This is a genomic window from Nitrospirae bacterium YQR-1 (assembly GCA_039908095.1).
In the GTDB taxonomy this organism is placed as follows: domain Bacteria; phylum Nitrospirota; class Thermodesulfovibrionia; order Thermodesulfovibrionales; family Magnetobacteriaceae; genus Magnetomonas.
On the sequence record JAMOBJ010000021.1, the window covers coordinates 13,462 to 40,216 of the forward strand.

At 43.2% G+C, this 26,755-nt stretch carries 28 protein-coding genes; 12 read left to right on the forward strand and 16 right to left on the reverse strand.

Going from position 1 to position 26,755, the window contains the following annotated elements; all coding sequences use genetic code 11:
* Position 1: 1 nt before the first annotated feature.
* From H7844_10585 to H7844_10625, 9 genes are all read right to left on the reverse strand, one after another.
* Entirely contained in the window at positions 2-508 is a 507-nt protein-coding gene (locus H7844_10585) for a flagellar protein FlgN (GenBank protein MEO5357729.1), read from the reverse strand.
* A complete protein-coding gene (gene flgM, locus H7844_10590; GenBank protein MEO5357730.1) occupies positions 505-792 on the reverse strand; it encodes a flagellar biosynthesis anti-sigma factor FlgM in 288 nt (95 codons plus the stop codon). The genes H7844_10585 and flgM overlap by 4 nt, the downstream gene beginning before the upstream one ends.
* A 16-nt stretch (positions 793-808) precedes the next feature.
* Positions 809-1,183, reverse strand: coding sequence for a rod-binding protein (locus H7844_10595; GenBank protein ID MEO5357731.1), 375 nt, complete (start codon positions 1,181-1,183; stop codon positions 809-811).
* Between the two features lie 3 nt (positions 1,184-1,186).
* Positions 1,187-2,293 (reverse strand): flagellar basal body P-ring protein FlgI, encoded by a 1,107-nt coding sequence (locus tag H7844_10600; GenBank protein ID MEO5357732.1) that lies wholly within the window; start codon positions 2,291-2,293, stop codon positions 1,187-1,189.
* Positions 2,294-2,310: 17 nt separating this feature from the next.
* Positions 2,311-2,997: a flagellar basal body L-ring protein FlgH gene (locus H7844_10605; GenBank protein ID MEO5357733.1), complete on the reverse strand. Its 687-nt coding sequence runs from the start codon at positions 2,995-2,997 to the stop codon at positions 2,311-2,313.
* A gap of 2 nt (positions 2,998-2,999) precedes the next feature.
* Complete coding sequence (gene flgA / locus H7844_10610) at positions 3,000-3,632, reverse strand: flagellar basal body P-ring formation chaperone FlgA (protein MEO5357734.1); 633 nt, start codon at positions 3,630-3,632, stop codon at positions 3,000-3,002.
* A gap of 8 nt (positions 3,633-3,640) precedes the next feature.
* Positions 3,641-4,429, reverse strand: a complete 789-nt coding sequence (gene flgG / locus H7844_10615; protein ID MEO5357735.1) for a flagellar basal-body rod protein FlgG — start codon at positions 4,427-4,429, stop codon at positions 3,641-3,643.
* A gap of 179 nt (positions 4,430-4,608) precedes the next feature.
* Positions 4,609-5,319, reverse strand: a complete 711-nt coding sequence (gene flgF / locus H7844_10620) for a flagellar basal-body rod protein FlgF (protein ID MEO5357736.1) — start codon at positions 5,317-5,319, stop codon at positions 4,609-4,611.
* A gap of 171 nt (positions 5,320-5,490) precedes the next feature.
* A complete protein-coding gene (locus tag H7844_10625; GenBank protein ID MEO5357737.1) occupies positions 5,491-5,835 on the reverse strand; it encodes a helix-turn-helix domain-containing protein in 345 nt (114 codons plus the stop codon).
* A gap of 356 nt (positions 5,836-6,191) precedes the next feature.
* Here H7844_10625 and H7844_10630 point away from each other — a divergent pair, with 356 nt between their 5' ends.
* Positions 6,192-7,112 carry a class I SAM-dependent methyltransferase gene (locus H7844_10630; protein MEO5357738.1) on the forward strand — a complete coding sequence of 307 codons (921 nt, stop codon included), beginning with the start codon at positions 6,192-6,194 and terminating at the stop codon, positions 7,110-7,112.
* A 12-nt stretch (positions 7,113-7,124) separates the two neighbouring features.
* Here H7844_10630 and H7844_10635 read toward each other — a convergent pair whose 3' ends face one another.
* Complete coding sequence (locus H7844_10635; GenBank protein MEO5357739.1) at positions 7,125-7,883, reverse strand: DUF58 domain-containing protein; 759 nt, start codon at positions 7,881-7,883, stop codon at positions 7,125-7,127.
* A gap of 116 nt (positions 7,884-7,999) precedes the next feature.
* Positions 8,000-8,935, reverse strand: coding sequence for a MoxR family ATPase (locus tag H7844_10640; GenBank protein ID MEO5357740.1), 936 nt, complete (start codon positions 8,933-8,935; stop codon positions 8,000-8,002).
* 203 nt (positions 8,936-9,138) lie between these two features.
* On the opposite strand from H7844_10640, the gene H7844_10645 reads away from it, so the two are divergent.
* The 7 genes from H7844_10645 (at position 9,139) to H7844_10675 (ending at position 14,958) form a co-directional block, all read left to right on the forward strand.
* A complete protein-coding gene (locus H7844_10645) occupies positions 9,139-11,241 on the forward strand; it encodes a TonB-dependent receptor (GenBank protein ID MEO5357741.1) in 2,103 nt (700 codons plus the stop codon).
* Between the two features lie 198 nt (positions 11,242-11,439).
* A complete protein-coding gene (gene mtnA, locus H7844_10650) occupies positions 11,440-12,504 on the forward strand; it encodes an S-methyl-5-thioribose-1-phosphate isomerase (GenBank protein MEO5357742.1) in 1,065 nt (354 codons plus the stop codon).
* Positions 12,501-13,514: a polyprenyl synthetase family protein gene (locus tag H7844_10655; GenBank protein ID MEO5357743.1), complete on the forward strand. Its 1,014-nt coding sequence runs from the start codon at positions 12,501-12,503 to the stop codon at positions 13,512-13,514. The genes mtnA and H7844_10655 overlap by 4 nt, the downstream gene beginning before the upstream one ends.
* Entirely contained in the window at positions 13,514-14,023 is a 510-nt protein-coding gene (gene amrA, locus H7844_10660; protein ID MEO5357744.1) for an AmmeMemoRadiSam system protein A, read from the forward strand. The genes H7844_10655 and amrA overlap by 1 nt, the downstream gene beginning before the upstream one ends.
* On the forward strand, positions 14,020-14,388 hold the full coding sequence (locus H7844_10665) for a hypothetical protein (GenBank protein ID MEO5357745.1): 369 nt from the start codon (positions 14,020-14,022) through the stop codon (positions 14,386-14,388). The genes amrA and H7844_10665 overlap by 4 nt, the downstream gene beginning before the upstream one ends.
* A 60-nt stretch (positions 14,389-14,448) precedes the next feature.
* Entirely contained in the window at positions 14,449-14,613 is a 165-nt protein-coding gene (locus tag H7844_10670; protein ID MEO5357746.1) for a hypothetical protein, read from the forward strand.
* A 54-nt stretch (positions 14,614-14,667) separates the two neighbouring features.
* Entirely contained in the window at positions 14,668-14,958 is a 291-nt protein-coding gene (locus tag H7844_10675) for a CAP domain-containing protein (GenBank protein ID MEO5357747.1), read from the forward strand.
* Positions 14,959-15,030: 72 nt separating this feature from the next.
* On the opposite strand, the gene H7844_10680 is transcribed toward H7844_10675, so the two are convergent.
* Together H7844_10680 and H7844_10685 are read right to left on the reverse strand one after the other, a co-directional pair.
* The gene (locus H7844_10680; protein MEO5357748.1) at positions 15,031-16,377 is read right to left on the reverse strand and encodes a hypothetical protein; all 1,347 of its coding nucleotides are present in this window, start codon (positions 16,375-16,377) and stop codon (positions 15,031-15,033) included.
* Between the two features lie 3 nt (positions 16,378-16,380).
* Positions 16,381-20,019, reverse strand: a complete 3,639-nt coding sequence (locus tag H7844_10685) for an AAA family ATPase (protein MEO5357749.1) — start codon at positions 20,017-20,019, stop codon at positions 16,381-16,383.
* Between the two features lie 304 nt (positions 20,020-20,323).
* On the opposite strand from H7844_10685, the gene H7844_10690 reads away from it, so the two are divergent.
* From H7844_10690 to H7844_10705, 4 genes are read left to right on the forward strand one after another with little or no spacing between them, the layout of a single operon-like run.
* Positions 20,324-21,532: an efflux RND transporter periplasmic adaptor subunit gene (locus tag H7844_10690; GenBank protein ID MEO5357750.1), complete on the forward strand. Its 1,209-nt coding sequence runs from the start codon at positions 20,324-20,326 to the stop codon at positions 21,530-21,532.
* 43 nt (positions 21,533-21,575) lie between these two features.
* The gene (locus H7844_10695; GenBank protein ID MEO5357751.1) at positions 21,576-22,247 is read left to right on the forward strand and encodes an ABC transporter ATP-binding protein; all 672 of its coding nucleotides are present in this window, start codon (positions 21,576-21,578) and stop codon (positions 22,245-22,247) included.
* Between the two features lie 53 nt (positions 22,248-22,300).
* The gene (locus H7844_10700; protein ID MEO5357752.1) at positions 22,301-23,455 is read left to right on the forward strand and encodes an ABC transporter permease; all 1,155 of its coding nucleotides are present in this window, start codon (positions 22,301-22,303) and stop codon (positions 23,453-23,455) included.
* Complete coding sequence (locus tag H7844_10705; protein MEO5357753.1) at positions 23,452-24,624, forward strand: ABC transporter permease; 1,173 nt, start codon at positions 23,452-23,454, stop codon at positions 24,622-24,624. The genes H7844_10700 and H7844_10705 overlap by 4 nt, the downstream gene beginning before the upstream one ends.
* Positions 24,625-24,630: 6 nt before the next feature.
* On the opposite strand, the gene H7844_10710 is transcribed toward H7844_10705, so the two are convergent.
* The 3 genes from H7844_10710 to ruvA are packed head-to-tail and all read right to left on the reverse strand — an operon-like array spanning position 24,631 to position 26,742.
* A complete protein-coding gene (locus H7844_10710) occupies positions 24,631-25,266 on the reverse strand; it encodes an epoxyqueuosine reductase QueH (protein ID MEO5357754.1) in 636 nt (211 codons plus the stop codon).
* The gene (gene ruvB, locus H7844_10715) at positions 25,184-26,194 is read right to left on the reverse strand and encodes a Holliday junction branch migration DNA helicase RuvB (GenBank protein ID MEO5357755.1); all 1,011 of its coding nucleotides are present in this window, start codon (positions 26,192-26,194) and stop codon (positions 25,184-25,186) included. Before ruvB ends, H7844_10710 begins: the two co-directional genes overlap by 83 nt.
* Entirely contained in the window at positions 26,194-26,742 is a 549-nt protein-coding gene (gene ruvA / locus H7844_10720) for a Holliday junction branch migration protein RuvA (protein MEO5357756.1), read from the reverse strand. Before ruvA ends, ruvB begins: the two co-directional genes overlap by 1 nt.
* Between the last annotated feature and the right edge of the window lie 13 nt (positions 26,743-26,755).

Here is a 26,755-nt window from a genome sequence, read left to right on the forward strand (position 1 = left end):
GTCACGCCTCCTTTGTCAAAAACATCCCTGTATTATCTTTCTTCATCTTGCTTATACCTAAAGTATTAAGAAAGTTGAGGTTGTTTTTCACATAACTAAGGGAGCGGTCTATCAGGACTTTGTTAAAACTATTTAGTTCCTCGAGGCTCTGAAGTAATGACCTTAAATTTGAGCGTATCTCAAGGAACTCCTCATCGCCGGTTAAGGCGCTTAATTTTGCTAAATTAAAATCTATGGAGGAGGCTTTTTTACTGTCAGTTGAATGTTCCTTTAACTGTGGAGACTGCGAATAAATTTCACTGCTCAGCCGTTTCATTAATCTTAAACGTTCGTCTTCTAAGAGGCGTAACTTCAGAATTAGTGTATCTTTCTCCTTTGAGAGCTCTTCAACAGCCTGCTCGTTAAAATCAACAAGGCATTCCCTCTCTCTGGTCATAAGAGTAAAGAGATTTCGATAGCCCTGCAACTGGCCCTGCAGAACCTTCTTTATGTCTGCCACATATTTCACATCATTTCCTGAAGCATCTTGGATGCTATGTTTTCAGGAGATACCTTATAAGTGCCGTCTTTTATAGCGGAGCTTACCGCCGCAACCCTCTCGTCACGGGTCTCCGGCAGGCCGGTTAAGGTGTTCCTGATTTCCTCTATCGCCCTTCCACCTCCGGAAATATTGACCATATCACCGGTGGCCTTACCTGTTGTAGTGTCCTTTTCCTTTGACGTTTTGACGGTCTTTCTGGTGCCGCCGCCTATCTCTGTTGTCTCGGGTGGTTTATTGCCATATATTTTCATAACATGCCTCCTGCACTTAATTTATCGAGTCCTCTGATTCTGTTACTACTATATCGGCATTTTTAGTATTTTTCTTTAAACCATCCTCATCTTTTATGTAATTTTTCCCCTGATTTTCGTTCCGCCTGTTTAATTGTTTGGTAATCATATCCTGTAAACCGAGCCCTCTTTGGGCAAACTCACGTGAGAGTTCAGTGTCAAACATTCCCATAAAAACATCGCCCCCCAGGCCTTTTCCAAACATTGGTTGTGTAGTCTTTCTCATAGCCTTCAGCATTTGCTCTATAAAAAGAGCCTCCATTTCACGCGCAACAGTTTTTACGGACTTTTCATCCTTTTTCCCTTTGAGGCTTTGCAAGCCTTTATATGAATCAATCTCATTTACCGGCATTTTTTATATTATCTCCAAATCCGCCGTAAGAGAACCGGATGCTTTCAACGACTGCAGTATGGCTATGAGGTCACGCGGCGTCACGCCAAGTTTATTCAAAGCGGCCACTATCTCGTTGAGATTAGAGCCGGTAACTTTCGTAAGTGATACGTTTTTATCCTTAACCTCTATTGCCGCCGCCGGCTGCACCACCGAACCCGGCTCCTGCGGCATAGGCATCTTCACCTCTATAGTTAAATCACCGTGGGCTATTGCCACGGGGTGTAGTTTAACATTTTCACCTATTACAATTGTACCGGTACGTTCATTCACAATAACTTTCGCTCTTTTGTCAATATTAACGTCAAGGGCCTCGAGTTTATTTACAAGCTCTACAACTTTACCGTTGTACTTAGGCGGAATTTTAACTTTAACCGAGGTTGGGTCAGGGGTGGTGGCAAAATTACCGCCAAGAAAACCGTTTATAGCGTCCCTGATGTTTGATGCCGTTGTGAAATCGGAACTTTTCAAATTAAAAGAAATATCCTCGGCGGCGGCCAAATCGAAACCAAATTCTTTTTCAACAGTGGCACCGCTTGAGACAGTGCCTACGGTGGGAAAATTTTTAGTTACAGCAGCGCCGCCCTGGGGTGCGGCAGCAGCAAAACCGCCGATTGTTACACTGCCCTGGGCAAGAGCATAGACCTTATTGTCAGGGCCTTGAAGGGGGGTCATAACAAGAGTGCCGCCCTGAAGGCTCTTTGCATCGCCTATGGTTGATACGTTGGCATCTACTTTCATACCTACCTTAGGAAATGCCGGCAGTGCTGCCGTTACCATTACGGCAGCCACATTCTTAGCGCTGACGTCTTTTGAGCTTAATGAAATTCCCATGCGTGAGAGCATGTTAGATATGCTTTGGAGCATGGGGCCCTTTTTATCTCCGGTACCGTTTAAACCCACAACGAGGCCATAGCCGACCAATTGGTTTTCCCTTACTCCTTTAAGTGTGGATATATCTTTAATTCGTTCGGCATGGGCTGCCACGGTAAAAAGAATCGTCAACAATGCCGGCACAATCACCGTGCCAACCTTTTTCCAGCTTAAGCATATTTTATTTAAATATTTCATATCTGATTCTATCCTTTTTATAAAGGTGAAATCTTATCCCACAGTCTTACAAGCCAACCCGGTGATTGCAGCTCCTGTAAGTAGCCGTCCCCTACAAGATACAACCTTGCGTCGGCCACCTTAGAGCTTGAAACACTATTTGATGAGTCAACATCATCGGGCCTTATTATACCCTGAAGTACCAGTATTTGTGTCTCATAATTAATGGTAACCTCTTTTCTTGAATCAATCACGAGATTGCCGTTAGGAAGCATCTCAATGACCTTGGCTGTTATAGTGGCAACGAGTTTAGCCTCCTGTTTGGTCTCGCCTTTGCCGCTGAAACTGTTCTTTGCCGAGCCTTTAAGCTGATTGGAAGAGGCGCTTCCGTTTGAGAGGCCAAGGGAGGCGGCCGAGACATTAAAAAGACCTGTTATGCCATCATTTACCGAGGAGCTTTTAGTTCCGGTTGTTTCCTCTTTATTATTAGCCTTTACGCTTTCTGTAATATTTATTGTCACCAGATCGTTAAGCCGTCTGGCTTTTTTATCCTCATAGAGGCTTGCTGTGTCAGTAAACAGAGAACCGTTTTCCGGACGTCTTTCAGAATCTCCTCCATAGTAGTACTTTGACGACTGAGCGGGGAGTTTACTTGCCGGTGTCCCACAGCCATATACTGTTAAAACTGAAAAAACTGCTAATGTCAGTATCAATGCTTTTTTCATAGTTAGTTATCCACAATCACAGTGCGGCTGTCAATGACTTTGCCGAAGATTATTTTTTTCGATTTGGGGTTTACCACCCTGATATATTGCCCGGCAGTGCCGTCATCTTTGGCTATTCCTCTCATAGTTATCTTATACTCATCGCCTTTAACCGTCATAACAACCTCACGGCCTTTTATCACAACAGGGGCTGTTTCAACAAGTGCAACCGTAAGGGGCCGGTTGGCTGGTATTGTGTGATTAACCATTTTCCCGATACATAGTGCCTCATCAGTTATAGCACCTGAGGGAATTCTTCTTACGCTGTAAAGGCTTTTGGTAATATCCTCATAAGTGAGTATTGTACCTTTTTTCAGGGGTCTCTTATTAAAGACAACCCAATCCCGTGCCTCAACGTCCGTCTCATAGTAGTAGGTTTCACCGGCGGAAAACCTCATGGTAAACACAGCCCTGCCCGGGATAGAGCCTTTATAAAAACTGACTTCCACAGGGGGCATTTCAGGATACTCCGCTGCCGGATTAACAGCGTTTACCGATACATCAGGCCACGGATAGACCTCCGTGACATATGTTCTCACTGCCTCCTCGGGGCTCCATACAGCCATAAGCATTGTTAAAAAAATAGTTGCCGTCATATCAGCCGTTACCTCTTGAGATTATTAGCAGTCTGGAGCATTTCATCAGACGTTTGTATGGCTTTGGAGTTAAACTCATACGCTCTCTGTGCCACTATCATGTTAACCATTTCATCGACAACACTGACATTGCTGGTCTCTAAAAATCCCTGGGCTATGGAGCCGAAACCGTCTTGTGTGGCAGTCCCCAGGGTTTCAGCCCCTGAGGCGTCGGTTTGCTGAAAAAGGTTTTTACCTAAAGCCTTCAGCCCTGAGGGATTGACAAATCTGGCAAGCTCAATCTGTCCAAGCTGGGTATAGCTGGTCTGAGTGTTTTGAAGCACCGACACAATGCCGTCTGTGCTGACGCTAAAAGATACAGTGTCATTAGGTACCGTTATGGCAGGCTCAAGGGGATACCCTGAATCGTTGACAATGTTGCCGTCCTGATTTAATTTAAAAGCACCTGAACGGGTATATGCAATTGTACCGTCGGGCATTAAAATCTGAAAGAAGCCCTGACCCTCGATAGCGAGGTCCATTTCATTACCTGTATTTATAAAGTCACCTTGTTTAAATATTTTTCCAACAGCCGCCGGCCTTACGCCAAGGCCTATCTGTTCGCCTGTAGGGGATACCATGCCCTCGGCCGTCTGAGCTCCCGGGCTTATAATAGCCTGATACATTAAATCCTGAAACTCCGCCCTTCCTTGCTTATAACCATAAGTGTTTACGTTAGCCAGATTATTTGATATAACATTAATATTGGTCTGCTGTGCCGTCATCCCGGTTGCCGCTATAAAAAGTGATCTTTGCATTCCTTATACCCTCCTTAAACCTCTAATACCAAGTTGCATTCATTCGATTAACTTTGTTGGCTTCGTTGAAAGCTCCTTGACGTCTCCCCTAAAGGGGAATCCCCTGTAAGGGGAAGCGTCGCTTTCTCCTTGCCGCCTCGTTACTCTTTTGACTGCTACTTGGTATAACCCTGTTGTCATTATAGCCTTGCCATGTCGTTAGTTACCTTACTTGTGGCCTCATCGAAAGCTTGCATAATCTTCTGGTGTGATTCATACTCTCTGTAGAGCTCAATCATGTTGACCATTTCCCTTACAATGTTGACATTAGAGGTCTCCAGATGCCCCTGCTCCACAGTTGAATTTGATTGAAAGGCCTCCTCTTGAGAGGCAAAAGTGCTATCCCCCTGTTTATAGACCGTCTTGGGGTCGGCAAAATCAACAATCTGAAGTCTGTCCATAAACACGCCGTTTACTGAGATATTACCGTTGCTGCTGACGTTAACATCTCCATTTGGGATTTCAATAGGCCCGTTAGTTCCCTGCACAAGCCTTCCGTCGTCATTTACAAGGAATCCTTCCGAGTTAACCTTAAAATTACCGTTTCTTGTGTATTTATTGCCGTCTAAAACAAAATATCCGGTACCGTTTATAGCCACATCAAGTTGATTACCGGTATGAATCAGGCCGCCCATTGTGCGGTCTGTGTATATGCCGGAGTGGTAAGTCATATCTCTGCCGTCGTTGTATTGTTGCATTTCGTTTAGCTCAGTAAGCAGAAAATCTCTGAAACCCATTCTGTCAAGTTTATAACCATAGGTGTTGGAGTTGGCTATGTTGTTGGAAACAAGTTCCAGCTCTTTCATCTTTGACACTGCACCGGATGCAGCTATGTATATTCCTTTGTACATTTTAGTCGCTCCAAATATTTGAGTTGCAAATATTATGCCAATAATGTAACTTATTAAAAATAAAGCCTTTTTTAGCTTCTTAGGACTGCTTTGTCAGGCTCTTTGCGGTACATTCTTTTCTGGAGACGGGAAAAGTTTTCCGGCTCCCTCGGATTAAAACAGCAGAGTGTCTCAAAACTCGAGGTTGAGGATAAGGTCAACCTCACCTTTTGTGATGCCGAGGATGTCGGCTATTTCGTCAATCTTAAGTCCCCTGCGTGCCAGAGCTATGACCTCGTAGCGGCGGTTACCGTCATTTGACTGGCTGCTGATACAATCGTTCATTTGCATAAGCCGTTCAAGATTGGCGATTTTTAACTCAACCGAGGCCTCTATCGCCTCAAGAATTTCCACCTGTCTGTTGAGTCTCTTAAAGGCACTGTCAATAAGTTTCTCAAACCTTACCATTTCGGCCCTGATGTCGTCGGCCGTTATTTTCTCAGCCGGCACCTTTGCACTAAACACTTGCTTATCCATCGCTCCCTCCGTATTTAATAATTAATATTAAGGGACTATCTTCATTACTTTTCACAACAAACATATATGCAATAACAGTGCCATAGCGGGCATAGAATTTACTTTTTGACAATTGTGGGTGGTTTTTTCTGTTAAACAATAAATAATCTTGTATTATCAGTAACTTAACAAAATAAGTAAAATACCGTGTATCATACAGGCTGCGGATTTTTCTTTTTATTAAGTGTGTACTGTCAATTAAATGACTGTAAACTCTCAGCCCTGGTTGCAGTCAAAAGAGTAACGATGCGCCGCTTGCTCCCAGCCGCCTCATTATCAGAAAAAAGGAGGTGCTGGACACTCATAGGTGGACTTAATTGCAGGTTGAGTTATATAATTTATTAACTAAAAAGCGGGGAATTAATTTTGCTCTTAGGGTGGGAAATAAACTTGGCAATCAACAGCAGGAGGATAAGATGGGACTTCAGCAGAGCTTTTTAAAACTGATAATCCGTAGCAAAAAGAAATATGGCCTTGCCGGGCCGGTCTTAACTCTGGGTAATCAGGATATTTACGCTGACGAGCATGACCTTATGCGGTGGCTTAGGACGGAGGACGTAGCTTTTACAAATCCTCAAACAATTCGCCGCTACAGCGGCACATCTATTGTGTTGAGAAATCCTAAAGCGCGTGACTTTATCCATGCGAGTACGTTTTTTGAGTTTCTGGGAATATCAGAAAGTGACTATTACGATGTTGATAAGTATGATTTTGATAAACCTAAGATACTCCATGACCTTGAGGAACCCTTCCCCGAGAGCTTCCGCGGCAGGTTCAATCTCATCATAGATGCCGGCACTCTCGAGCATATTTTTGATATAAAATCAGTTCTTGTAAACATAGTTTCAGCGGCAAAACCCGGCGCACTGGTATTGCATTTCACACCTGCCGATAATTTTTTAAATCATGGTTTTTACCAGTTAAGCCCGACTTTGTTTCATGACTTCTACACTTTAAACGGCTTTGAGGTGTTGGAGTCCTATATAGTTGAGGCTCACAAGAGGTTTTTCAGATTTTATCTCTACGACCACGCAGCAGACTATACCGATATGTTTTTTAAAAGCTACAGCCAGTTGTTCAACTGTGTGATTTTAAAAAAACTACGTGATGTTGAAAAAATCAGCTCACCAATGCAATTAAAGTACAAAGCACTTAAAGAAAACCCTGAGGCGCTTATGTCAAACGTTGACCACACAATGACAAACAGAAGAGCCGCCATGAAGTCTTTCGATCTGTAGAATCTCCATTCCCTACACTGATGCCGGCATAAGGGCAAGGTAATTGAGCATAGCCCGTTTTGATGTATTTGAGGTATCTGGCTTAAAGAACTTACCTTTGGTTTTAAGCCCCACGGGCGTGTTCTTTTTAGATAGCTCAATTACCAACCATGTAATACAGGATATTTTAGCTTCCGGCGGTAAAGCAGCAGGGAGGAGCTCAAAATCAAGCACAACCGGCTCAAAAGTTAAGGATGACAGCTCTTTGGTCTTAAGCGCCCCTGTGCGTGCCGTTGCCTTCCAGTGAATGTATTTCTGTGGATCCCCTGGTATATAATCCCGAACCGATATGATATCCGAATCATAGCCGGCTCTGTCTGATGAACTCTCACCTTTGGACAATCTTGTTTTTTCGCTTACCGCAGAAATTGTACACTTTTGAGGCTCCGGGTATATGATAATTTCCGTTTTAATTTCCAGCTGTCTGTATCTGGTAAACAGATTAAATGGAAATACCGATGAAACCTCCACAGAGTCAATGGTAAGAGGTCCCCTTTTGGGAAACTGCATATTCAGGGTTTTTTGATCTCCTGACTTCGGCCCCACATAAGGAAACATGATTTCATTGCCCTCAATTTTAACTTTCACAAGCGAGGCTGGCAGATATGCCTTATGATTGATTAAGTTAACACGCAATGTAAAGTCCCTCTTAGCATACATCTCATCGGGAAATCCCAGTTCAACCTGAAGTTTAAAGATGTTCTTTCTGCCAAATGCACCGGATACAGCCATAAAACTTAAAATAGCCGCCGTTATAAGGTATATGAGGTTATTGCCCGTGTTGGTGGCCGAAACACCGATAACTATTGATAAAACAATGTAAATAGTGCCGGCTTTATTTACTTTTATTACAGAGGGGCGGGGATTTTCTCTAAAAGCGATCTTATTATCTCCCTTTTGCTCACTGAGTCGGGTTCTTCTTTAAAAAGTACCCTGTGGGGGATGGTAAACTCCGCCAGCTCTTTAATATCCTCGGGGATTACATAGTCCCTGCCGTTAAAGTAAGCGTTTGCCCGGGCGGTGTTGGCAAGGGCAAGGGCCCCGCGGGTGGATACCCCGGCTATAAGGTATTTGCTGGTTCGTGTTGCCTCTATTATATTAATTGAATACTCAAGAACTTTCTCAGAGATATAGACGTCCTTACGTATGCTGTCCTGGATTTTTATACATTCCCCGGTGTTTAAAAACGGTTTTATCGAATACAGGGCTTCCCGCCTGCTGCCTCCCCTCATGATATCCATCTCCGCAGCCCTGTGAGGGTAACCTATGCCGGTTTTCATCATAAAACGGTCCAGTTGCGACTCCGGCAGTGGAAACGTCCCATAGTGTTCAATCGGATTTTGAGTTGCTATAACGAAAAAGGGTCTGGCAAGCTTATACGTTGTCTCCTCAATAGTAACCTGCTTCTCTCCCATAGCCTCAAGGAGTGCGCTTTGGGTCTTAGGGGTAGCACGGTTTATCTCATCAACCAAAACGATGTTGCTGAAAATAGGCCCCTTACGGAATTCAAACTCACTCTTACCCTGCTTGAAAATGGAAAGCCCTGTTATGTCTGTAGGCAGAAGGTCGCTTGTACACTGAATCCTGCCAAATGACAGGCCGAGAGCCTGTGCTATTGCGATAGCCAATGTGGTCTTACCGAGCCCCGGCAGATCCTCTATCAGCAGATGTCCACGCGAGAAAAAAGCTATCAGAGAAAGCTTCAAAGCCTTTTCCTTACCCTGTAGATACTTTGAAAGTTCCCTTAAAATCCCGGCAATGATTTCGTTTTTAATTTCCGGCATATATTCCATCCATGATAACACAAGCTGCCTTTAAGTTGCAAAAAAATGGTTTTTTACCGCCATGACTGCTACTTGGTATAACCAGGCTGACATCATTATTAAAAACTTTAGTTGACTTTTTTAAGATACTATCTTATAATAGTTTTATTTAGACGTAGGCTTGTTTGTCTGACTCCATATGTTTTTAGCAACAGGAGGTTATTATGCTTAAATGTTTTGAAGCTGACATAAAAAGAGGGCTGATTTTGTTTGTCTTTTTACTTTTTTACTCCGCTGCCGTTTGCCAAAGCTCTTTTGCTGAGCAAGACAACACAACAAAAGATTATATATCACCATATAGTGTAGAGAAAGACCCTGTAATGCTTAGAAAAATCATTGAGGATAACTCTACAAGCGCCTATGACAGGGAGTTGGCCGGCGTATTGCTTAAAATTGCTCTTAATCCCACACAGTATAATATGTCTGCTGTGACTGACGACAACGCAACCATTTCAACCCCTACAAGGTCACGACAATTCATTAAAAAAACCCCTTATGATTACTCAATCTTAACACAAATGGATATTGAGACATTTCACGCCAGCACTGTTGAGGAACTCCTCAACTACGTCACGGGTTTTTTCGTGGAACATAACGGACAGAACTTCGGCGGCCCTGGCTTGTATCATATAAATAACTCATTAGAAAATCAGGTGTTGGTGCTCTTAGACGGTGTGGAATTAAATAATTTAAACAGCGGCGTTGGAATTACAAATTCCATTCCGGTTGAAATAATAGACAAAATAGAAATAATCAGGGGCCCGGCCTCATCAGTCTGGGGCTCTTCTTTAGGCGGTGTTATAAATATAATTACAAAAACCCGCGGTCGTAACTTCAATAAACCTGACATGACTGTAAAGGTACTCTATGGCAGTAATAATATTCAAGATTACAATATTGAGGCAAGGGGTATTATCGAGAAACTTAGAATGCATTATTACTTAGACGCTGGACGCCAATACGGCAGTAGCATGACAAATAATCGAGCTTTAGATAAAAACACTTTATTTTCCAAATTCAGTTATAACCCCGATCATACTTTGAAAGTTAATCTACACCTGTTTTATACAAAAACAAAAGATGGATTTGGAGATTTAAAAGATTTCGATTTAAAAGGTGAAGGTTTACAAAACAATTTTTTAGGTAAACTTTCCATGGATTATAAAATAAACTCTGAATTACAATTCTCCACATCTATATACTCTTTACAGCTTAAAAACGGCCAGTTAAACTATGTCTTGGGAGTTGAAGACCCAAAGACTACAGGGGATTTGTATCTGGGCTATTCTGCTATTGAAAAGACAATCGGCGGTGACGCTAAACTCGTATGGCAAACAAGCAATCATTCTGTTGTTTTTGGTACTGATATAAAAAACACAATGGTTAAGACTGATATAGATGTTGGAAGCATATTGCAATCCTATGGAGCAGCTCCATTTATTTCTGCAGATACAACAGTGACAAAATATGCAGTTTATCTTAACGATACCATCTCATTAGGAAAAGCAAGTTTTATTCCGGGAATAAGATATGACTATAACAACATAAACGGTTATTTTGTGAGTCCGAGCATAGGCTTTACTTACGAGCTTGATAACATGACATTATTCAGAGCCACTACTGCAAGGGGCTTTACCTCGCCCACTCTTTCCGGCACATCCACCGGTGGTTTGTTTCTAAAGCCAAACCCTGATTTAAAACCTGTTGAAATATACTCATATCAGGCAGGCATAGAAACAACACACATATATTACATCTCGTTTAAGACAACGGCTTTTTATCATGATATAAGAAATTCACTTAAAAGAGTATATTTTACAGACACAGACGGTTCATACACAAGCACTTACCGCAATGAGGACACTATCAGAAGAAAAGGTTTTTCTGTTGAGATGGCATCGGTACCTATATTCAAATACTTCAGAATTAACTACAATTTAACCTATGTCTGGGATTATCTGCCATCAACCAATGAATCAACATCGTCTTATGACTACAATGCTACGCTAAAGTTTGAAAAAATTGGATTACTTAAGGCCTTACTTGCCGCCCACTACATAAGATGGAACAAAAGCTTTACTTATGATGCCCACTACAATGACGTAATCTTAAATTTGCACCTAACTAAAGCAATAGACTTAAGCGATACTGTAACAACTGAACTATACCTGTCGGCGTACAACATGTTCAACGGAGAACAATATAATTCTTCTGCTTTTTATAATCCTGACAGGTGGTTTTTAGGCGGTATAAGGTTTAGATTTTAAGATGTTATTTCCAAACTTTTAGGCCTCATTAAGTAAACAATCCTCAGTGTAATTGCCTTAAACTCTCCGTAGTCGGGGGAAAATTTTTCAATATAACAATTATTTAGAAAATTTTGCTTACCACCTTTATGTTACTTGCCATGATAGTATATTATATAAACTGGTGTTTTTTATAAAGACTGAAGGAGACATATTGAAATGGTAGAAACTTTAAGGTGGGAGCACAACTGTGTTGCAATACTTGACCAGCGGGTGCTTCCCACAGAGGTAACCTATATTAAATGTACCCACTATATGCAGGTTGTGGATTGTATAAAGAATCTATCAATAAGAGGGGCGCCTGCTATTGGAATAGCATCATCTATGGCAATTGCCCTTGCTGCAAAATCAACAGAGGCGGCAAGCGGCGCAGAGTTGACCGGCAAACTTGCGCCGGTATTTAAGGATTTGCTGGATAGCCGCCCCACGGCGGTAAATATCCGCTGGGCAACAGAGAGGGCGGCTGAGCTGCTTAAGAAAAACCAGTCGTTACCCGTAAAGAAGATAAAAGAACTATTGATTGAAGACGGCATATCGGTTTTAAATGAAGACATAGAGATAAATAAAACCATAGGCAGGTTTGGAGCGGAATTCATCATGCCCGGCAGCCGGGTTCTTACCCACTGTAATGCGGGCTCACTTGCTACAGGCGGATTTGGCACGGCAACCGCCCCAATGCGTATCGCTAAGGCACAGGGCAAGAACATCTCTGTTATAGCCGATGAAACCAGACCGGTGCTTCAGGGAGCACGCCTCACTGCATGGGAACTCATGCAGGACGGCATAGACGTAACCCTGATAACCGATAGCACGGCAGGGGCGCTTATGAAAAAAGGCGAGGTGGATTTATGTATTGTAGGAACTGACCGGACGGTGCGAAACGGCGATGTGGCCAATAAAATCGGAACATATTCGATAGCCGTGTTGGCTAAGGAAAATAACATTCCGTTTTATGTTGCAGCACCACTTAGCAGCATAGACCTGACACTTGCTAACGGCGATAGTATCCCTATAGAGGAAAGAGACTCCGGCGAGGTAACAAATATCTTTGGCAAGTGTAAAATAGCTCCTGATGGTGTTAAAGTAAGAAACATTGCTTTTGATGTAACACCTGCAAGGTACATAACTGCTATAATAACGGAAAAGGGGGCTTTCAGGCCCGAGGATATACATTATCTTGAGGAACATGGTTTTGATTTTGAAAAAATAAGGATAAGACCTTGAAAGGCAAAAAACTATTGAATGTTCAGGACGTATTTGACAAATACGACAATGAATTAAAACAAGTCGAAAAGAGGCTGGCTGATATTTTCAAAAGTGATGCCGTCTTAATACCGGTAATAGGACAACACATAATAGGGGGTGGGGGGAAACGTCTCAGGCCGCTGTTTTTAGTAATGAGCGCCGCACTTGCCGGCTATAGCGGCAACAAGAGCCATATATTTGCCGGTGTGATAGAGGCTATTCACACGGCCTCGCTTTTGCATGACGACGTAGTTGACGGCGCCGCCGTCCGCCGCGGTAAGACCACCTCTCACTCTATATGGGGAAACCAGGTGGTAATTCTGGTTGGAGATTATCTTTATGCCAATTCCCTCAGGATTGCCGTTGAACAAAATGACCACCACATCATCGAGGCCATCGCTCAGGCGGCTACAAAGATGACCGAGGGCGAAATTCTCCAGTTACAAAAAATAGCCGACCCCTCTATCGCAGAGGATGACTATATAAACATTGTGGCAAAAAAGACCGGCTCTCTTTTTTCCGCCTCATGCAGGATTGGCGCCTTGCTTGGAAATGTACCGGCAGACAAAGTGGAGGCCCTTACCTCCTTTGGCCTTAAGTGCGGCATAGTGTTTCAGATGTGTGACGATATTCTGGACTTTCAAGCGGATGAAAACCTCCTTGGAAAACGCCTTGGCAAAGACCTTATCGAGGGAAAAATCACACTTCCACTTATATATCTTCTCAACTATGCAGATGAGGCGGAAAGGCAGGAGGTTACAGGGATAATAAAATCTATAGATGAGGGCAAGCCGGAAACTGAAATCGCAGGGGATATGGCAAGAATAATCTCTCTGCTGCGGCAATATGACATTATCGAAAAAACATACACAAAGGCCGGGGAAATCGTCAGCGAGGCAAAAGAAGAAATTGCTTCCTTTTTTGATGACTCTCCTGAGAGAGAGGCACTTATGTTAATTGCAGATTACGCCATGAAGAGGAATACATAATGCACCCGCTTGTACAATTAGCCAAAGAGGCCATATCAGAGTACGTTAAAAACAAGGTGATGATAACTCCACCGGATGATATGGGTAGTGAGATGAAAGAGCGTGCAGGGGTTTTTGTATCCCTAAAGAAAGCCGGGCAACTCAGAGGCTGTATAGGCACGTTCTATCCGGTTCGTGAAAATGTTGCATGGGAGATAATCAGAAATGCACTGTCGGCTGCCACCGATGACCCGCGATTCTCTCCGGTACGCTCTGATGAACTGGAAGATATAACGTACTCAGTTGACGTCCTTACCAGTCCTGTGAAGGTAGATGGCATTTCTGAGCTTGACCCCGCTAAGTATGGCGTCATAGTGGCACAGGGCAACAGACGTGCTCTGCTGCTTCCGGCCCTTGAGGGTGTGGACACCGTGGAGGAGCAATTAAGGATTACTAAAATGAAGGCCGGTATTAATCCACATGATACAGATGTGGAGATTTTTAAGTTTGAAGTCAGGAGATACTTTTGACGGAAAAGACGAAACTTGAGCTCGAAATTGAACAGTCGGAATCAGGTGGAGATAAAAAGAATAAATACTCTGTTATACATATTGTTATTCTGTTTTTTTTTATAATAATTACTTTTTCCGGCTGGTTTTTTTATTATAATGAACGCAGCAGATTAGAAAGTTTAAAAAAAGAAATAGAGACTATGTCGGCCCGCTTTGAAACCCTCAGTATTAAAATAGATAAGTTATCCGTCGTTAAGCAAACGCAGGAAGTCCGGCCTGTGCAGCAGGAAGTTCAGTTGTTTCAGCCGGGAGTCCAACCAATTCAGCCGGGAGTACAGCTGATTCAACCGGATACACTGCTAACACCAAAGCCGGCGCAGTAGGGAGTATTTATATAATTTAATTCAATATCTAAACTCAGGATGGAATTATACGAAAATAAAATGAAAACAACTGCTTTTTTATTATTATTTACACTGATGAGCTTTTATTGTGCTAATGTGGTGTTTTCCTCAGATGACATCATATGCAAAAGGTTTCTTTCTGCAATAAATGAAGCAAGGGCGGAAGCAAGGGCATGCGGCAAGGATGCTTTCAGAAAAACGTAGCCGCTTACCTGTAATGCAATACTCTCAGCCGCAGCGCGCACGCACGCACAAGATATGTCTGCCAATGATTACTTCTCACATGAATCCAAAAAGGGTGAGACAGTTAAAGAGCGGGTAGAAAAAGAGGGGTATCCTTTAAGATTTGTTGGAGAGAATATTGCACTGGGGCAGGAAACTCCCGGAGCTGTTGTAAGGGACTGGCTTAATAGTCCCGCCCACTGCTCAAATATTATGAATCCAAACTATGCGGAGGTTGGCGCCTCTCTTATATCCAGGGAGAAACCGGCTGAAAAAAATATCAAGGGTAACTACTGGGTCGTGGTTTTTGGAAAGAAAAAAAACTAATACCTCGCTACAATCCAGTCTTTTCTCTGCATCTTAAGATGACAGAAAACTATCTGCCGGAGTTAACTGCATTTAAAGCAAACCGGCAAGTAAGTTAACCCCATCCCCTATAAACTTGCCGATAGTTTCTGCGCCTGAAATATAGTCTTTTGATGTTTTTAGAATCGTACCGGAGGTTTGTAGAATTCCCTTTATGCTGTCAGATAGGCCTTTCTTATCTATTGTGTCGTCACTGCCGGTGGCTTGAAGTTTTTTCACGGCCTGATTCAATGTACTGATTGCAGTGGTCTTATCGGTGTCATTTAGTGCAGAGTCATTAACAGCTTTGATGATATTACTTAGTGCGTTTATCAAAGCCGATCTTTCAGTTAAAATAATATTTCCCTTTGGGCAATGGTCTTTAAACCACTCCTTAAATATTTCACCTGCTATTTTGGGTCTGCTATGAACGCTTCTGTCTATAACCCCGTGGTATTTTAAGGTGGTCAGGCTGTCATCTACGTGAGGTGTCACATCGGGGTGAACGCCTCTCTTTATATTTTCATACGTAAGCATTCCACCCTCAGCCTCTGAGAGACAGTAATAAACCGTACATACATATTTATCGAATTCGGTAAGCCATGTTCTAAAATTATCGCATTGAGGTGAAAATGTCTCTTTAGCATTGTTTATGTCATGTATATCCACGTTATTGTCTTTTTTGACATTTTGTAGAATCCCCTGCATTATATATGGGTGGCGGCCTGTCAGATCAAAAAAATATTTCTCTACTTCCGGTAAAAACCCATGTGTAAACCCAAATCCGATTAATGCCCTCGCCGCCTCTTCAGTAACTATACCCAGGTACTTTTTCGTTAGAATATTCAGCGACGAGCCGGCATATATCAAGCTGGAAAGAGTTTTTGTGCCTGCCGCCACAAGCCTGAAGCGGTCTCTGTATTCCGAGGCTCTTAAAAAAAAATTAAGTTTTTCGTAAAATGTCTCGTCAGGTAACCGCAGTGAGAGTTTATCCAGCCTGTTAATCAGAATTACTATCTGCCAGTTTTCTCCATATTCCGATTTTATCGCAGATTTGGCTTTTTCGATGTTATGCAAAAAATTATCAAATTTGTCTTCATTTTTATTTGTATAGGGTGGCGCTGTTTGTTTAAGCCCTTTAACTGTTATATCATAAATTTTCTTATACAGGTCGTTTAATGTCATTTTTTTGTCTAATGTGCGTATATCCAGATAGCAAGGCTTTACGGAAGGGTTAGTGCTGAGTTCCTTTTTGATTTTTAACAGTATGGCGGTCTTCCCTGTACAGTCTCCGCCTATGATAGCAAATGAGACGCCATTTCTTAATCCGTTCCTTATCTCTTCTAAAATGTCATCGTGCCCCACAAATACGTTTTCCGGATTTGTAAAGTTATATTTCATTTTTTATGACCTCCATTTTATCCATTCTCTGAAAAACTTAGCTCTGAAAAAAACTCTGCCCTCTATACTTTCAACCAGCGTGTAGCGCTTCATGTTTGCCATTGCGTCAAAGAGTTCTTTTTGGTTGCCTGCCTCAGGATACCCCTCCATGCCGGCAGCGTTAATAAGTCTGATTAACTCTTTTTCGTCATCTCGCATTTCATCTAATACTGATTCCTTGTAATGCCCCCCGACTTCGTTTTCACTAAAGGTTTTTAAAATCATTCCGGCTGTCTCTTCAACTCTGTTAATACTAACTTTCTTAATCTCTCCCTTGTCTGTTGCGTAGCTTGCAAACACTCTTGAAATGAAAGGGTCGCCGCCTGTGTATTCAAATATTTTTTCGGCTGCTCCATCATCCCAATAAATATCTTTCCAAAGCCCGATTTCCTTTATCATTGTAACGGTGTCATTTAAGTTGAAAAAACTAAGAAACTCCTCCTGGAACGAGTTATACATTGGGTTTTCATGAATTGTCTCAATAAGTTTGTTATGTCTGTTTACATCCGGTCTGTAAGATGTTGTAACCGTGGTAAGGCAATTGTGTGTTTGAGCCAATCCACGCAGCACGCTAAAAAGGTTTACGTATTCTGCCAGAGACTTTTCATTGTCTTTAACTCTTCTGTCGGTAAACAGTTTATCTATTTCATCAAAAAAGATAATAACCCTTTCGGCTTGTTTTGCCTTTCTCCAAATTTCAACATAGTGCAAAAACAGCCTTTGAAAAGTATCCTTGTTTATAATTGAGGGAATCTTAGGCAGGTGTTTTATATTGTTGGCTTTAAGCTTATTATATAGTTTAGTCAGGATTTGTTCAAAGAGCCATTGGGCACTATCTGTGGGAGTGCAATAAATAAAAGCAGTCGGAGTTTTTACCAGTTGCTGAATAAGTTGATTAGTTAAAGAAGTTTTGCCCACTTTTCTGAGACCGCATATGCAAACATGCTGCCCCTGGGAAATAACTCTTAAGATGTTCTGGATATTTTCCGCTCTGCCGTAAAACCACACAGGATCGGTAATTGCAACTTTGTCGAGATATGGATCGGTTCTTGTTGTATATGGATTTTCAAGTCTCTGTAAATCATCCGCACACTTAGCACCTTGTAACGATTCCTCTAGAATTGGTGAGTAGAGAGGGATTATATCCATCGCTGTGCCGTAGCTGGTTCTTAATTTCTTCACTCCCTCGTTTACGTTGTGTTTCTCTTCTTTATAGATAAGATATATTTTTGATTTTACGCTATCCTTAATGGCAGCGCTGATATGCGTGCATCCTGTGATTTTTCCATCTTTCCAAAGAGAGGCCAATACAGGTATCTGTGCCCCTTGTTTGTGTAAAATATAAAGCTCTTTTTTAATATTTGTAATTTTTGTAAAACCGGCTTTCTTAAAAAACTCTCTAGCTACCACTATAGGGTCAGTTCGTCTGACAAATAATAGATACATGATGACAAATGTCGTTATTAAAAAGACGGAACCTCCACCCGCCCATCTCCTTTTATTTTCGCTTGTATCCAGCCAGAGTTTTATCGGCATGGGTTCTATTACCGGCTGTATGGCGTCAAACTCCGACATTAGTTTTTCGTTTCTTTTTAGCGTTTTCCCGTAATATTTAAGTGGATAAATCGGCAGCAGTTTGTTGTCAAATCTGACAGCCATGTATTCATCCCCTTGCAAAGATGAATTATAGACGAGCTTTTTTTCATTAAAAGTTATCCACTCATTGCCGGGCAAATATGCCGTTATTGAAACTTGTTTGCCCGTTTCGGTGCTCCAGATTCTTTGAGTGCCTTCACTTCCAGAGACTATAAATTTACCGTCAGGGCTAAAGCTTACGCTGGTTACCGTGTTAGAATGTCCGGAGATATTGCGAATGAGAGAGCCTGTGGCAGCATCCCATAGTTTTACTGTGTTATCCCCACTTCCAGAGACTATAAATTTACCGTCAGGGCTAAAGCTTACGCTGGTTACCCAGTTAGAATGTCCGGAGATAGTGCGAATGAGAGAGCCTGTGGCGGCATCCCATAGTTTTACTGTGTTATCCCTACTTCCAGAGACTATGAATTTGCCGTCAGGGCTAAAGCTTACGCTGGTTACCCAGTTAGAATGTCCGGAGATAGTGCGAATGAGAGAGCCTGTGGCAGCATCCCATAGTTTTACTGTGTTATCCCTACTTCCAGAGACTATGAATTTGCCGTCAGGGCTAAAGCTTACGCTGGTTACCCAGTTAGAATGTCCGGAGATATTGCGAATGAGAGAGCCTGTGGCAGCATCCCATAGTTTTACTGTGTAATCCCCACTTCCAGAGACTATGAATTTGCTGTCAGGGCTAAAGCTTACGCTGTTTACATTGTTAGAATGTCCGGACATAGTGCGAATGAGAGAGCCTGTGGCAGCATCCCATAGTTTTACTGTGTCATCCTCACTTCCAGAGACTATAAATTTACTGTTAGGGCTAAAGCTTACGCTGGTTACCGTGTTAGAATGTCCGGAGATAGTGCGAATGAGAGAGCCTGTGGCAGCATCCCATAGTTTTACTGTGTCATCCTCACTTCCAGAGACTATAAATTTACTGTTAGGGCTAAAGCTTACGCTGGTTACACTGTTAGAATGTCTGGACATAGTGCGAATGAGAGAGCCTTTGGCAGCATCCCATAGTTTTACTGTGCTATCCCAACCTCCAGAGACTATAAATTTGCTGTCAGGGCTAAAGCTTACGCTGGTTACATAGATAGAATGTCCGGACATGGTGCGAATGAGAGCGCCTGTGGCAGCATCCCATAGTTTTACTGTGCTATCCCCACTTCCAGAGACTATAAATTTGCTGTCAGAGCTAAAGCTTACGCTGGTTACATAGATAGAATGTCCGGACATAGTGCGAATGAGAGAGCCTGTGGCAGCATCCCATAGTTTTACTGTGTTATCCCTACTTCCAGAGACTATGAATTTGCCGTCAGGGCTAAAGCTAACGCTGGTTACATTGTTAGAATGTCCGGAGATAGTGCGAATGAGAGAGCCTGTGGCGGCATCCCATAGTTTTGCAGTTTTATCATCACTTCCAGAGACTATAAATTTACCGTCAGGGCTAAAGCTTACGCTGGTTACCGTGTTAGAATGTCCGGAGATAGTGCGAATGAGAGAGCCTGTGGCGGCATCCCATAGTTTTACTGTGTTGTCTTCACTTCCAGAGACTATAAATTTACCGTCAGGGCTAAAGTTTACGCTGGTTACCGTGTTAGAATGTCCGGAGATAGTGCGAATGAGAGAGCCTGTGGCGGCATCCCATAGTTTTACTGTGTCATCCCTACTTCCAGAGACTATAAATTTGCCGTCAGGGCTAAAGCTTACGCTGGTTACATTGTTAGAATGTCCGGAGATAGTGCGAATGAGAGAGCCTGTGGCAGCATCCCATAGTTTTACTGTGCTATCCAAACTTCCAGAGACTATAAATTTACCGTCAGGGCTAAAGCTTACGCTGGTTACCCAGTTAGAATGCCCAAGCTGCAAAAAAATTTCTGCAACATGCGGCTTACCGCTGCAGTTTAAAAGCAAAAGAACCGTAACAACCAGCGTAACCTTAATTGCAGCAGTTAGTGATTTCATTAATTATCAGCCCATTCCTTTTATATTTATTATTAACTTTATCATCTTCTTGTAATGTCTGAGTGATGATGCAATATAGTTTATCAAAAAATAATAAGATATTGCAAATATATAGAGAATTGTACCATAGAGAATATAATAAGAGCATTATGTTTTTTTATCAGACGAATTTCGGTTTGCTTACCTATATGTCGGATTTCGGGGAGGAGAGCATCATTTATTTTTTCCCATCAAATGTCGTAAAATCTGTTAAAATAGCATGTCTGTAATAAGTTGAATTTGGTATATCCGGAGATTATCGCTTATGCCTGATGTTGAACTCAGTGACCTTAAAATAGAGAAAACTGCATTTGTTAAACAAAAGCGGCACAAGAGGTCTTTCTATTTCATAACTGCGCTGTTGTTAATAACCGTAGCCGTTGCATATTACATCAATGCGGGCAGGGTTCTGAAAATCGACGTCTCTGTGGCCTCGCTAATGTATCCGTCTGAGCCGGTAACCGTACTAAATGCCAGCGGATATGTGGTTGCACAGAGGAAATCCGCCGTTTCTTCAAAAATTACCGGACGGCTGGTTTCCATTAACGTTGAGGAAGGAAGCCGGATAAAAAAAGGCGATATACTTGCAAGGCTTGAAAGTGACGATGTTGTCAGCGCAAGGCAACAGGCATCAGCCAACCTTGCAGTATCTAAAAACGAGCTTGCACTGGCTGCCGCCCAGCTTAAAGACGCCGAGTTAAACTATAACCGGCTAAAAAAACTCTCCGAGGCGGATTTTATTTCCCGCTCGGAATACGACACCGCACTGATGAAGTACAAGACGGCTTTAGCTCAAAAAGATGCAGCACTCTCTAAAATCAGAGCCGGCGGGGCAGCCCTGCGCTCTGCGGATGTTTTAGTTGAATACACAGTAATACGTGCTCCCTTTGACGGCGTGGTTCTTACAAAAAACGCCGATGTCGGAGACATTATCACCCCGCTTGGCGCCGCCGCTAACGTTAAGGCCGCTGTTGTCAGCATCGCAGACTTAAGCTCCCTTATGGTGGAGGTGGACGTCTCAGAGTCCAACATAGCAAAGGTCAAAAACGGCCGGCCTTGCGAGATAACTCTGGATGCCATACCAGATAAACACATAAGCGGAAACGTTCATATGATAGTCCCCACGGCAGACAGAACCAAAGGGTCCGTCACTGTTAAAGTTAATTTTATTGATAAAGACCCGGCAATCCTGCCTGAGATGAGCGCTAAGGTTGCATTCCTGTCCAGAGCTATAACTGATTCTGAAAAACACCCCCGCATAGTGATTAACACCGCTGCCGTTTCAAAGAACAGACAGTCGGTGTTTATTATTACTAAGGAAAATACTGTAAAGGAAACCGCTGTAAAAACCGGTGAGACCTTTCCAGGTGATATGATTGAGATTACAGAGGGCCTTACGGTAGGCGACAGAGCCGCCTCATCTGAAATATCCAGACTCAGAGACGGCCAAAAAATTAAAATTAAAGAGAAGTAAGATTAAACCAATAGTAGAAATAGAAAACGTTTGGAAATCATATATGCGCGGAAGCGAGAAGATTCCCGTGCTTGAGGGGTTAAACCTGTCTGTGGAAGAGGGAGAGTTTTTAGCTTTGATGGGGCCGTCGGGCTCAGGTAAGACTACCCTTTTAAATCTGATAGCGGCAATAGACCGCTCAGAAGGAGGCAGCATAGTAGTCGGCGGTGTGGATATTACATCATTAAACGACAGTGAATTATCCCGATGGCGGGCAACTCATGTGGGTTTCATTTTTCAGTTTTATAATCTTATCCCTGTACTTACTGCACAGGAAAATGTGGAACTTCCGCTGATATTGACAGGCCTTAGTAAAAAAGACCGGCTTGCGCACGCAACAGCAGCCCTGAGGGTGGTGAGTCTCTCCGACCGGGCCAAACACTACCCGTCCCAGCTCTCAGGCGGTCAGCAGCAACGCGTTGCCATAGCACGCGCCATCGTTACCGACCCCACTATAATTGTTGCCGATGAACCCACCGGCGACCTTGACCGCCACAGCGCTAAGGACATCTTAGAGCTTATGATAAAGCTCAATACACAACACGGAAAGACCATCATCATGGTAACTCACGACCCCAGGGCAGCCGAGACGGCACATCTTATCAGAAACTTTGACAAAGGCATCCTTACGGAATGTATTGAAAACCATCATGTTGGAAGAGCTGGAGTTCCGTGAGCAACGGGTATCTTTTTCGGAGAGCGTTTTTCAGGAGAAGACGGAAAACATAATTGTTTCTTTTAAAACTGATAGTCAGAAACTCATTGCGGCACAAGCTCCGAACTGTGCTGACAATGCTTGGGGTTACAATAGCTGTGTTGTCTTTCGGCATGCTGCGTAGTGTTGTGGATGCGTGGTATGCAGGGGTTGAGGCCTCCGCTGCAAACCGTCTCATTACACGCAATGCTATTTCTCTCAATTTTCAATTGCCGGTTTCATATAAAGAAAAAATAAGGCAAGTTGAGGGAGTATCCACCGTGTCATTCGGTAACTGGTTTGGAGGGGTCTATATTGACGAAAAAAACTTTTTTGCCAACTTTGCCATGGATTTGAAATCATATCTGGAGCTATATCCGGAGTTTCTGGTCTCAGGCAGTCAGAGAAAGGAACTTCTAACAGACAGAAAAGGGGCAATAGCAGGCGCTAAACTTGCCGGACGGTTTAACTGGAAAATTGGTGACATTGTAACTCTGAGGGGTACGATTTTCCCAGGCAACTGGGACTTCACAATACGCGCTATATACAAAGGACGCGACAAAAATACCGATGAAACGCAGTTTTTCTTTCACTGGGACTATCTTAACGAAAGGATGAAAACTATGAAAATAGCCGCTGACACTGCAGGAATATATATTATCGGAGTCACTAAACCGGAGCTTGCCGCTGAGGTATCACAAATGGTTGATAAACTATTTAAAAACTCTATGGCTGAAACATTGACCGAAACTGAAAAAGCGTTTCAGATGAGTTTTGTATCCATGACTGAGGCGATACTGATATCAGTTCAACTGGTCTCGTTCCTTGTAATATTTATAATACTTGCCGTTGTCACCAACACTATGGCAATGACGGCCCGTGAGCGGATACGGGAATACACGGTATTTCGCAGCCTTGGGTTTGAGCCGGTATTTATATTTATGATGATAGCAGGGGAGTCACTGCTTATAACCGCAACCGGCGGTACTATAGCCATTGCGGCTACATTTCCGGTTGTCAAAGTGTTTGGTGATTATATGTCCATGTTTTTGCCGGTTTTTATTGTATCGACTGAAACGATAGTACTTGATGTCATTATTTCTCTGGCTGTGGGGCTTCTGGCCTGTGTCATACCACTTTGGGTTACATTTAAGATAAAAATAGCAGATGGTTTAAGAGCTGTTGCATGATAACACTTTTGTTGCAATATAGCCTTAGAAACCTTATGAGACGGCGGCTGACCACAATTCTGACCGCCCTGGGGATGGCCCTCGTGGTGTTTGTATTTACAGCGATACTGATGCTTTCTAACGGAATTGTCAAAACACTTGTCACTACCGGCTCATACGATAACGTTATAGTGCTGAGAAAATCAGCCGGGGTGGAGATGCAAAGTCAGATAACCCGCGAGGACTCAGACATTATCGAAAGCCACTCCGATGCAAAAACAGACACGGACGGGGAAAAACTCTCTGCACGGGAAATAGTAGTGCTGATAAGCCTTCCAAAGAAGATAACCGCTAAACCGGCTAATGTGGTAATCCGCGGTGTAACCGGTAAATCATTCAGATTAAGGCCGGTGGTGAAACTCATTGAGGGCAGGATGCCGCGTGTTGGTTCTACTGATATTGTTATAGGAAAAAGTATAGCAAAGGGGTTTCAGGGCACAGAGATTGGACAGAGACTGCGCTTTGCCATGCAGGAGTGGGTGATTGTAGGCATATTTGATGCCGGAAACAGAGGGTTTAACTCAGAAATATGGGGTGATGTAAATGTGCTTTCACAGTTTTTTAGAAGACAAAGTGCATATTCCTCGGTAATCTTTGAACTTAAGGACGGCAGTATGTTTGACGCTCTAAAGCAGAGGATACTCCGTGACCGGCGCCTTAAAGTTGACGTTAAGCGTGAAAACCTCTACTATGGGGAGCAGTCTGAGATGATGTCAAAATTTCTAACAATTCTGGGCCTCTCTCTGACTCTGATATTTTCGGTGGGAGCGGTAATCGGGGCGATGATAACCATGTATTCGGCAACTGCAACCAGGACAGCCGAGATTGGAACGCTCCGGGCGCTGGGATTCAGACGTTTCAGCATACTTATGGCATTTATTTTTGAATCACTGTTTTTAGGGGGAGCAGGCGGAATTGCAGGATTATTTCTTGCATCCTTTTTGCAGTTATTTACCGTCTCGACAATGAACTGGCAGACATTTTCCGAACTGGCTTTTACTTTTTCTATAAACTTTGAGATTATCCTCAGCGGGATGGCATTTTCCCTGATAATGGGTTTTGCCGGAGGGGTTCTTCCCGCTATAAAAGCGGCACGGATGAAAATCGTAGATTCGCTAAGGACAGCTTAACCTTTCTCATCTCTTTTTCTTCCTTTTATTATCATAACGTTCTATTTCTGAAAACAGACAGCCGCAGTATTTTTGTCTATACAGTGACAGAGATTTAGACAGCTCGATACCTTTGTGCCAGCCGGTTCTGAAGTCCTCGAAATAAAATTCGACATCATACTTTTCAGCAAGTTCTCCGCCCTTTTCGGCTATAGTGTCAAATTTCTGGTAGATGCTGTAAAGCAGTGTTGTAGTAAATGACTGGTAATTGAGAGACTTTGCCTTTTTGGCGGTTTCCTCAAGCCTCATGTTGTAGCACTTTTCACAGCGGCTGCCCTCGGGGTTTTGAATTGTCTTTAGAAACAGGTCTAAGCCGTAGATGTCTTCATAGATAACGTTAAAATTCCACTTAGTCTGTAGTGTTTTTAGAGTGTCAAGGCGCAATCGGTATTCAGTAAGAGGATGAATATTGGGGTTATACCAAAAACCCGTAAAATCAACTCCGCGCCCGGCAAGTGTATTTAGCGGATAAGCGGCACAGTTGGCACAACATATATGAATCAGCGTATTCATGATGCTTTTAAAATAGTCTGCTCCGTGGCGTTTTGTTGAGATGTTCGTAGGCGCTTTGGGCGGCAAGTCTGCCCCGCGGTGTTCTTTCAATAAAGCCCTCCTGAAGGAGGTACGGTTCATAGACATCCTCGATGGTGTCTTTATCCTCGTTAACGGCGGCAGAGAGAGTCTCAATGCCGACAGGGCCGCCGCCGAATTTCTCAATTATTGTACTTAAAAGCTTTCTGTCCATATCGTCCAGCCCGCGCCCGTCTATATTTAAAGCATCAAGTGCAAACTTTGTAATGGCCAGGTCAATAACTCCATTGTTTTTAACCTGTGCAAAGTCCCGCACCCGCCGCAGCAGCCGGTTAGCCACCCTGGGCGTACCGCGTGAACGCCGCCCGATTTCAAAGGCCGCATCATCGTTTAAGGCCACTGCAAGGATTGACGCAGAACGTTTCACTATCATGACAAGCTCATCATAATTATAAAACTCAAGCCGGTCTATTACTCCAAATCTGTCACGCAGCGGAGATGTCAGAAGCCCTGTCCTTGTGGTTGCCCCAATTAGTGTAAAGCGCGGGAGATTTAACTTCAAGGTTCTGGCATTAGGACCCTGCCCAATCAGAATATCCAACTTGAAATCTTCCATTGCCGGATACAGTATTTCCTCAACTGCTCTGGGAAGCCTGTGAATTTCGTCAATAAAGAGGATGTCAAAGTCAGAAAGGTTCGTAAGAATTGCGGCCAAATCCCCTGCTCGTTCAAGCACAGGCCCCGATGTGGACTTCAACCCCACCTTTAATTCATTTGCTATGATGTTGGCAAAGGTGGTTTTGCCAAGTCCAGGCGGGCCGCAAAACAAGACGTGGTCAAGTGCCTCCGAACGCTGTCTGGTTGCCTCTATGAATACGGCCAGGTTTTTCTTGATCCTGTCCTGCCCGATAAACTCCAAAAATTTCTTAGGCCGAAGCGCCCTGTCAAAAACAGCATCATCCTCCAGCACTACAGCCTCCGTTGTTTTGTTGCCAGCCATCAGTTACTCTTTGACAGATACTTGAGGGATTCCCTCAGAAGGGTTTCTAAATCCTTAACTCCGCGCTTACTGACTTGCTCAATTGCCTCTATGCAGCCGGAGCGCTTGTATCCCAGATTGACCAGCGCAGAGAGAGTGTCGGAGTAATCGTCATCAGGTGCACCGGTTGCCGGAGGCGGCAGTTTTTCTTTTAATTCGAGGATAAGGCGGCCGGCCATTTTCTTTCCCACTCCAGGGACCATAGAAAGCGTCTTTGTGTCCTCAGACTCGATGGCTTTTCTGAATCGCTCTGTGGTTATGGTTGAAAGTATGGCAAGAGCGATTCTTGGTCCAATGCCGGAGATATTTATAATCTTAACAAAAATACCCTTTTCCTCTTCTTTCATAAATCCGTATAGCTGCAGGGCGTCTTCCCGCACGTGGGTATAAATGTACATAAACACATCGCTGCCCTCATCAGGAAGAGATGACAACAGGCTAATCGGCACGAAAACCTCGTAACCCACCCCGTTTGTCTCAATAACAATACCCACAGGTTTTTTAGACAACAATTTTCCTCTG

Bases quoted from the DNA above. Each gene is read 5' to 3' on its own strand.
- flgM (MEO5357730.1), bottom strand. From the start codon at position 792: ATGAAAATATATGGCAATAAACCACCCGAGACAACAGAGATAGGCGGC.
- H7844_10595 (MEO5357731.1), bottom strand. From the start codon at position 1,183: ATGCCGGTAAATGAGATTGATTCATATAAAGGCTTGCAAAGCCTCAAA.
- H7844_10600 (MEO5357732.1), bottom strand. From the start codon at position 2,293: ATGAAATATTTAAATAAAATATGCTTAAGCTGGAAAAAGGTTGGCACG.
- H7844_10605 (MEO5357733.1), bottom strand. From the start codon at position 2,997: ATGAAAAAAGCATTGATACTGACATTAGCAGTTTTTTCAGTTTTAACA.
- flgA (MEO5357734.1), bottom strand. From the start codon at position 3,632: ATGACGGCAACTATTTTTTTAACAATGCTTATGGCTGTATGGAGCCCC.
- flgG (MEO5357735.1), bottom strand. From the start codon at position 4,429: ATGCAAAGATCACTTTTTATAGCGGCAACCGGGATGACGGCACAGCAG.
- flgF (MEO5357736.1), bottom strand. From the start codon at position 5,319: ATGTACAAAGGAATATACATAGCTGCATCCGGTGCAGTGTCAAAGATG.
- H7844_10625 (MEO5357737.1), bottom strand. From the start codon at position 5,835: ATGGATAAGCAAGTGTTTAGTGCAAAGGTGCCGGCTGAGAAAATAACG.
- H7844_10635 (MEO5357739.1), bottom strand. From the start codon at position 7,883: ATGGCTGTATCCGGTGCATTTGGCAGAAAGAACATCTTTAAACTTCAG.
- H7844_10640 (MEO5357740.1), bottom strand. From the start codon at position 8,935: ATGCCGGAAATTAAAAACGAAATCATTGCCGGGATTTTAAGGGAACTT.
- H7844_10645 (MEO5357741.1), top strand. From the start codon at position 9,139: ATGCTTAAATGTTTTGAAGCTGACATAAAAAGAGGGCTGATTTTGTTT.
- mtnA (MEO5357742.1), top strand. From the start codon at position 11,440: ATGGTAGAAACTTTAAGGTGGGAGCACAACTGTGTTGCAATACTTGAC.
- amrA (MEO5357744.1), top strand. From the start codon at position 13,514: ATGCACCCGCTTGTACAATTAGCCAAAGAGGCCATATCAGAGTACGTT.
- H7844_10670 (MEO5357746.1), top strand. From the start codon at position 14,449: ATGAAAACAACTGCTTTTTTATTATTATTTACACTGATGAGCTTTTAT.
- H7844_10675 (MEO5357747.1), top strand. From the start codon at position 14,668: ATGTCTGCCAATGATTACTTCTCACATGAATCCAAAAAGGGTGAGACA.
- H7844_10680 (MEO5357748.1), bottom strand. From the start codon at position 16,377: ATGAAATATAACTTTACAAATCCGGAAAACGTATTTGTGGGGCACGAT.
- H7844_10685 (MEO5357749.1), bottom strand. From the start codon at position 20,019: ATGAAATCACTAACTGCTGCAATTAAGGTTACGCTGGTTGTTACGGTT.
- H7844_10690 (MEO5357750.1), top strand. From the start codon at position 20,324: ATGCCTGATGTTGAACTCAGTGACCTTAAAATAGAGAAAACTGCATTT.
- H7844_10695 (MEO5357751.1), top strand. From the start codon at position 21,576: ATGCGCGGAAGCGAGAAGATTCCCGTGCTTGAGGGGTTAAACCTGTCT.
- H7844_10705 (MEO5357753.1), top strand. From the start codon at position 23,452: ATGATAACACTTTTGTTGCAATATAGCCTTAGAAACCTTATGAGACGG.
- ruvB (MEO5357755.1), bottom strand. From the start codon at position 26,194: ATGGCTGGCAACAAAACAACGGAGGCTGTAGTGCTGGAGGATGATGCT.